Source organism: Hungatella sp. SL.1.14 (assembly GCF_024460495.1).
GTDB classification, from domain to species: Bacteria; Bacillota; Clostridia; order Lachnospirales; family Lachnospiraceae; genus Hungatella; species Hungatella hathewayi.
The window spans coordinates 1-303 of sequence record NZ_JANFYJ010000313.1; the positions used below are offsets into that span (position 1 = coordinate 1).

Genomic DNA, 303 nt, shown 5'->3' on the forward strand with positions numbered 1-303 from the left:
CCACGAAAAAGATTACTTCCCCGATTCTTCAGCTCGCCAATCTGTCAGAGAAGATGTCAAATCTCGATTTTGACGCAAAATACACCGGTCAGGCGGAGGATGAGATCGGCGTGCTGAGCAACAGCATGAATCGGCTGTCCGATACGCTGAAGGAGACCATCGGCCAGCTGAGAACGGCCAACACGGAGCTGCAGTAGGACATCGAGGAGAAGATCAAGGTCGATGAGATGCGAAAGGATTTCATTGCGAATGTATCCCATGAACTGAAGACGCCCATTGCCCTGATTCAGGGGTACGCGGAAG

At 51.8% G+C, this 303-nt stretch carries 1 pseudogene; it reads left to right on the forward strand.

Annotation, left to right across the window (positions count from 1 at the left end):
* Positions 1–303: pseudogene (locus NE473_RS31145) on the forward strand (histidine kinase dimerization/phospho-acceptor domain-containing protein); the annotation flags it as partial.